General features: G+C 69.7%; 6 protein-coding genes. 1 reads left to right on the forward strand and 5 read right to left on the reverse strand.

From position 1 onward, the window contains the following. Nucleotides 1-42: 42 nt before the first annotated feature. The 4 genes from F3J18_RS11320 to F3J18_RS11335 all read right to left on the reverse strand — a co-directional run bounded on the left by F3J18_RS11320 (nucleotide 43) and on the right by F3J18_RS11335 (nucleotide 4,116). Nucleotides 43-1,134 carry a porin gene (locus F3J18_RS11320; RefSeq protein WP_345891770.1) on the reverse strand — a complete coding sequence of 364 codons (1,092 nt, stop codon included), beginning with the start codon at nucleotides 1,132-1,134 and terminating at the stop codon, nucleotides 43-45. Between the two features lie 385 nt (nucleotides 1,135-1,519). Beyond that, complete coding sequence (locus F3J18_RS11325) at nucleotides 1,520-2,263, reverse strand: alpha/beta hydrolase (protein ID WP_025100075.1); 744 nt, start codon at nucleotides 2,261-2,263, stop codon at nucleotides 1,520-1,522. Nucleotides 2,264-2,271: 8 nt separating this feature from the next. Continuing rightward, nucleotides 2,272-3,066: a DinB family protein gene (locus tag F3J18_RS11330; RefSeq protein WP_166912870.1), complete on the reverse strand. Its 795-nt coding sequence runs from the start codon at nucleotides 3,064-3,066 to the stop codon at nucleotides 2,272-2,274. A gap of 147 nt (nucleotides 3,067-3,213) precedes the next feature. Next, a complete protein-coding gene (locus F3J18_RS11335; RefSeq protein WP_036040431.1) occupies nucleotides 3,214-4,116 on the reverse strand; it encodes an SDR family oxidoreductase in 903 nt (300 codons plus the stop codon). A gap of 99 nt (nucleotides 4,117-4,215) precedes the next feature. Between F3J18_RS11335 and F3J18_RS11340 the strand changes: the two genes are divergently transcribed. Next, nucleotides 4,216-5,088 carry a helix-turn-helix transcriptional regulator gene (locus tag F3J18_RS11340; protein WP_166912871.1) on the forward strand — a complete coding sequence of 291 codons (873 nt, stop codon included), beginning with the start codon at nucleotides 4,216-4,218 and terminating at the stop codon, nucleotides 5,086-5,088. Nucleotides 5,089-5,140: 52 nt separating this feature from the next. Here F3J18_RS11340 and F3J18_RS11345 read toward each other — a convergent pair. Beyond that, nucleotides 5,141-6,197, reverse strand: a 1,057-nt coding sequence (locus tag F3J18_RS11345) for an ABC transporter ATP-binding protein (protein WP_166912872.1), incomplete at its 5' end; no start/stop codon positions are given.

The raw sequence follows: 6,197 nt of genomic DNA on the forward strand, positions 1-6,197 counted from the left end.
GCGGCCCGGCCGGGCCTGCTTTCCATCGCCATCGCGCGAAGCTCAGAACTTGTGGCGGATCCCCGCCACCGCGACGATCTGGTGATCGTTGCTCGAAGGCAGCGAGGTGCCGTCGATCCAGGCCTTGGCGCCGCTCGCGCGCTGGTAGGCCGCGTTCAGGTAGAGGTCGGTGGTCTTCGAGAGGAAGTATTCGCCGCCGATCGTCCCCTGGTGATAGTGCGCATTGGTGGCCGTCGACGAGGTGCTTTGCTGGTCGGTGTAGAAGTACGCGGCGGCCAGCAGGATCGAGGGCGTCAATTGCCAGGTCAGGTCGGCCTCGTAGTTCGCGAAGCGCAGCGTGCCGCCCGTCAGCAGGTCGAAGCGAGAGTTCGTGTACAGCACCGCCACCGTCGCCGGGCCGAGCTTGTAGGCGCCGCCGGCGCCCCACACCTGGTTGCGCGCGACATTGCTGATGATCGAGCTGGCCAGGCTGTAGTAGTTGTCGGACGGCGCGGCGCCGGCCGTGTTCGCGCCGGGGCTGTCGTTCAGCGCATAGGCCGCGTCGAGCCGCAGCGGGCCGTTCACGTAGTCGAGCCCGGCGCTCCATTCGCGGTTGTTCGCGAAACCGCCGGCGGTGTTCGAGAACGCGTACATCACGTTGCCGGTGAGCCCGCCCATGGTGGGCGAGGTGTACTTGACGGCATTGTTGGTGCGGTAGGTATTGTTGAGATCGTAGGTGTCGTACACCACGTTCGCATATTGCGTCAGCGCGCCGGTGCCGTTGGCCTGCACGTTGGCGAGGTAATCCTGCACGCTGTTGTACTGGCGCCCCAGCGTGACGGTGCCGTAGCGGGCGTTGCTGAGCCCCACCCAGGCGCTGCGGCCGAAGATGCGCCCGCCTTGCCCAAGCGCGCCGTTGTCGGGATTGAAGCCGTTCTCGAGCTTGAAGATCGCGCGGTTGCCGCCGCCCAGGTCCTCGCTGCCGAGCAGGCCCCAGCGCGAGCCCTGCACGTTGCCCGAGGTGGCCTGCCAGGCGCTGCCGCCCTTCTGGTTGTTGGTGTAGGTGATGCCGGCATCGATGATGCCGTACAGCGTGACGCTGCTTTGCGCCGACGCGGCCTGCGAGCCGAGGGCGGCCAGGGCCGAGAGGCCGATGGTCCAACACTTGTTCACTGACGTCTCCTGTTCGATTTATTCAGGTTTACGAACGAATTTCGATGCATTTACGCCATGCGATCGGCACGGCGCAATGCATGCTTCTTGTTATGCAGGACTAATTGATACGAAGGGAATCGATGCGACTCGATTCCATTGTCGACCGCGACGGAAGTCGGCCGGCGCGAGCGCCTGCCGCGTCCTCGGGAAGCCGAAGCGAGGACGTGCATCGACCCACCGCCTTCATTCAGGCAGTTCCCAGCCGGCCATCGGTCGTTTGGTGTTGGTTACCGGTAACCGATCGATGGCGAGCGGAATTTAACACGCGGATTCGGCGGGCACAAGACAGGATTTGCCGCTATCGAATCTCGTCGCGCGGCGACGTTCAGGGCTTGTCGGGATGAAGGAGGAAGCGCCGCAGCGAGGCAGTGAAGGCTGCGGGTTGTTCGAGCATCGGCAGGTGGCCGCAATCGTGCAGCACCTCGTAACCCACGCAGCCCTCCAGCGCCCATTCGGGCACGTTCCACCCGCCGCGCGAGCGTTCGCCGGCGAGCAGGTAGACAGGGTGGCGCTCGACCACCTCGCGCAGCCGCTCGAGATAAACGGCGTCGCCGGTAACTTCGACCACCGAGCGGCCCATCGCGCGCAGCGTCGAGGCCGGTTGCGCGTCGAGCCAGCGCTCGGCGACATGCGCCAGCCCGGGGGTGAGCTTGGCGACCGCGCCGCCCAGCCAGCGCGCGGGATCGGCGCGAAAGCCGGCCAGCATCGTTTCAGCTTCGACGGGCGTCATGCGCCCGACCGAAGCCGACCAGAACGCGTCGTCGAGCGTGAAATTGCCTTCGATATTCACGATCCGGCGCACGCGTTCCGGGTAGGCCGCGGCGAACAGCATCGCGATCGCGCCGCCCACCGAATGGCCGACCAGATCGACCACGTCCAGCTCCGGCCGTGCATCGAGGCAGGCGCGCAGGTGCTCGACCTGGGCCGGCAGCGAGATGCGCTCGAACGGCACCTCGCGATGTTCTCCATAGCCGAGCAGGGCGGGCGCGAAGTGCGGCGCGTCGTAGGCGGCGGTCTCGAACGATCCGATGAAGCCGTGGACGAACACGGCGGACGGCTGGCTGGGCATGGCGCGATTCATGTCGGGGAAGGGGCGGGGCCGAACTCGGCGAGCAGTTCGTCGAGTTCGAGGCGGTGGGTGCGATCGTGGTCGAGCAGTTCGCGCACGAGTTCCTCCAGCGTCATGCGGCGCACGCCGTCGCGCAGCCCGCAACGGGCGAGCTGATCGGCATCGAGCCGCTTCAGCGTATTGCAGAGGCGCAGGCGCGAGGCACGGAAGGCGGCAAGCGCCGCCTCGTGATCCTGTTCCTGGTAGCCGCGCTGCTCGGCCAGGGCGGTGCCGTCCACCGAGTCGAGCACCGGCAGCGCGGCGGTGCGCACGGCCTGGATGCGGGCGGCGAATACCGTGTCGAGATCGCGCAGATGGCAGGCGTGCTCGACCAGCGAGAAGCCGGTGCCTTCCGGGCGCTGCCGGTGCCGCGCCGGCGGCAGGCGCGCGATGAAGCCCGCCAGCGTCTCGGGCATGGCCGCCAGCGCCTCGATCACTTCGGCGAACGGCAGCCGCAGCGGCCGCGCGCTGAACACGGCGCCATAGCTGAACAGCGTGCCGCCGATGCGCCCGCGCGCCTGCACCAGCTCATGGCCGTGGCGGCGCATCATCTCGGCCACCATCGCGCCGCAGAACTGCCGCGCCGTGGTATCGCCTTCCACTTCCGGAAATTTCTCGGCGACATCGTCGCGAATCGCCGCGATCGCGGCCACGCCGACGCGCGACAGCGCTGCGAATTCGACGTAACGCTCGGGCAGGTTGATCAGCGCCTCCAGTTGCCGGCCGAGCGGCGTGGCGCGGAAGCGATCGAAACGGGAATGCATGGCTCGCACGCGAGGTTTATAACGTCGCGAAACGATACGTTACGAAAAAAAGCCGGTCAAGGCCGGCGCTCGGCAGCGGGCTCGTCGCCGGAAAAGGAACGGCCCGCGCGAGCATCGCGCGGGCCGCGAGGCCGGGTAGGGCGAAACTCAGTGCCCGGCCTGCTCGGCGAACTTGCCCTCGTCGAGATCGGCGATCAGCGTCGGCCCGGTCGGCTTCCAGCCGAGCCGCGCCTGCGTCAGCGCGCTGGAGGCCGGCATGTCGAGCTGCACGAACATCGCCATCCAGCCGAAATGCGCGGCCGCCTCGCCCGGCTCGATCGAGACCACCGGCAGCTTCAGCCCGCGCCCGAGCACCTCGGCGATCTCGCGGCTGCGGATGCCTTCCTCGCCCACCGCGTGATAGCGCGCGCCCGGCTGCGCCTTCTCGATCGCGAGGCGATAGAGCCGCACCGCGTCGGACAGATGGCCGGCCGGCCAGCGGTTGTTGCCTTCGCCGACATAGGCCACCACGCCCTTGTCGCGCGCGATCGCCACCAGCGGCGAGACCAGCCCCTGCCGATACGGGTTGTGAACCTGCGGCAGCCGCATCACCGACACGTTCACGCCGGCCTCGAGCAGCGCATTGCCCGCTTCCTCGGAGCCGATGCGCGGATTCGGATGCCGGGTGTTGAACACGTCCTCGCTGGCCGGCTCGCCGTGCTCGCCGCTGCCCACCCCGGTGCCGGAGGTGATCAGCAGCGGGCGGTTCGAGCCCTTCAGCGCCGAGCCGAGCGCCGCGATCGCGCGCTTGTCCTTCTCGCAGTTGGCCACGAAGTTGCTGAAGTCATGGTCGAAGGCCGCGTGGATCACGGCATCGGCCTGGGCGGCGCCTCGGCTCAGGCTGTCGGGATCCTCGAGCGTGCCGTGATGGGCTTCGGCGCCGGCCGCGCGCAGCGCCTGCGCGCCCGCCTCGGAACGGGTCATGCCGAGCACCTGATGGCCGGCCTGAATCAGTTCGGGAACCAGGGCCGAGCCGATGAAACCGGTCGCGCCCGTCAGAAAAATACGCATGGTGAACTCTCCTGGGTCGTCACGAGGCGTACTATCCGGTGTCTGCTTATCCCGTTAAAGTAGTGACTTTATCGTAGTAAAACGACTAACAGGCTTGCCATGAGCGTCGATCCCGCCCGTTCCCTGGGTGACTTCCTGCGCAGCCGGCGCACCCGGCTCGACCCCGCCAGCTTCGGTTTCGCCGGCCGCCGGCGCACGCCGGGGCTGCGCCGCGAGGAGGTCGCGCAGCGCGCCAACATCAGCCCGACCTGGTACACCTGGCTCGAACAGGGGCGCGGCGGCGCGCCCTCGGCCGAGGTGCTGGAGCGGATCGCGGGCGCGCTGCTGCTGACCGACGTCGAGCGCGAGCACCTGTTCATGGTCGGGCTGGGGCGGCCGCCCGAGGTCCGCTATCGTTCGGTGGCGGGCGTCAGCCCGCGCCTGCAACGCGTGCTCGACTCGTTGGAGGCGAGCCCCGCCATCGTCAAGACGCCGACCTGGGACGTGGTGGCCTGGAACCGCGCGGCGGCGGTGGTGCTGACCGACTACAGCCTGCTGCCGGTCGGCGGGCGCAACATCCTGCGCTTCCTGTTCGGCAATCCGGCCGTGCGCGCCAAGCAGCACGACTGGGAGGCGGTGGCGCGCTTCGTGGTGGGCGCGTTTCGCGCCGACGTGGCGCGCGCCGGGATCGCCTCCGAGGTGGGCGACCTGGTGGACGAGCTGTGCGGGATCAGTGCCGAATTCGAGGCGCTGTGGCGCGACAACGAGGTGCTGAGCCACGGCGAGGGCGATGGCGTGAAGCATCTCAGGCATCCGCTGCTAGGCTCGATCGAGCTCGAATATTCGGCCTTCGCGGTGGACGGGCGGCCCGACCTCGGCGTGATCGTCTACACGCCCGTCGATGCCGGCATGGCGGCGCGGATTCGCGAACTCGCGCACGAGTATGGCGCCGCCCTGGCCAAGCGGGAAGGCGCGCAGCCGGGGCTGGCCTAAGCGAGCGGGAAGAAGCGGGCACGCGTCGGTGCGCGCCCGCCGGGCCGGCGTCTCAGGCCCCAGCCGCCCAGACCGTCACGCCGGTCGCGTCGATCGCCACGCGGCAGGTGGCGATGTCGTCCATGAAGGCGCCCTCGACGGCGAGCTCGAAGGCGTGGCCGCCGAGCATCACGCGCGCATGGCGTTCGCCGTCGCGCAATTCCACCGATTCCACCCGCGCCTCGTAGGCGCCTTGCGCGTCGACGCGGATCGACCTCGGCGCGACGCGCCACATCACGGCCTCACCCGGCGCGAGACCCGCATCGACCTTCGCCGCCTCCAGCACCGCGCCTTCGCCGATCGCCACCTGCCCCGGCGCCGCCAGCGTGCCGGCTCCGAGGTTGCGCAGCCCGAGCAGCTCGGCCACGCGCGGATTGGCCGGGCGCGCGAACACCTCGGCCACCGGCCCCGCCTGCAGGGTCTCGCCGTGATCGATGACGAGCAGCTCGTCGGCCAGTTGCGCGGCCTCGTCGGGATCGTGCGTGACGATCACCGTCACCGCGCCGATCTCGCGCTGCAGCGCGCGCAGCGAGCGCCGCAACTGCCGGCGGCGCGGCGTGTCGAGCGCCGAGAACGGCTCGTCGAACAGCAGCAGATGGCTGTGCCGCGTCAGCGCCCGGGCCAGCGCGACGCGCTGGCGCTGGCCGAGCGAGAGCTGCCGCGGCAGGCGCCGCGTCAGCGCGCCCAGCCCCAGGTGCTCGACCCAGTAGCGCGCCGCCACCGGATCGGCATCGACCGGAAAGGCGAGCTGGCGCGCCACCGTCAGGTGCGGGAACAGCCCGTAATCCTGCGGCATGTAGCCGATCTGGCGATGCTCGGGCGGCAGCGCGCCGAGCTCGGTCGCGCCCAGCGTCACGCTGCCCTCGTCGTTGTGCTCGAGCCCGGCGATCAGCCGCAGCGCGAGCGACTTGCCCGAGCCGGAAGGCCCGACGATCGCCAGCCGCCGCGAAGCCGGCGCCCAGTCGACGGCGAGCCGGAACGCGCCGAGCCGCTTGCGCAGCCGGATCGCGAGCCGCGCCTCGGTCGCGTCGGCCAGGGCCTCGGCGTCGAGCGGCGCGGCGGTGCGCGCC

Origin of the sequence: Burkholderia sp. Ax-1720 (genome assembly GCF_011753035.1) — a bacterium.
In the GTDB taxonomy this organism is placed as follows: Bacteria; Pseudomonadota; Gammaproteobacteria; order Burkholderiales; family Burkholderiaceae; genus Burkholderia; species Burkholderia gladioli.

What these genes read in the sequence shown, in the direction of transcription:
- F3J18_RS11325 (WP_025100075.1), bottom strand. Translation starts at nt 2,263, where the DNA reads ATGCCCAGCCAGCCGTCCGCCGTGTTCGTCCACGGCTTCATCGGATCG.
- F3J18_RS11330 (WP_166912870.1), bottom strand. Translation starts at nt 3,066, where the DNA reads ATGCATTCCCGTTTCGATCGCTTCCGCGCCACGCCGCTCGGCCGGCAA.
- F3J18_RS11335 (WP_036040431.1), bottom strand. Translation starts at nt 4,116, where the DNA reads ATGCGTATTTTTCTGACGGGCGCGACCGGTTTCATCGGCTCGGCCCTG.
- F3J18_RS11340 (WP_166912871.1), top strand. Translation starts at nt 4,216, where the DNA reads ATGAGCGTCGATCCCGCCCGTTCCCTGGGTGACTTCCTGCGCAGCCGG.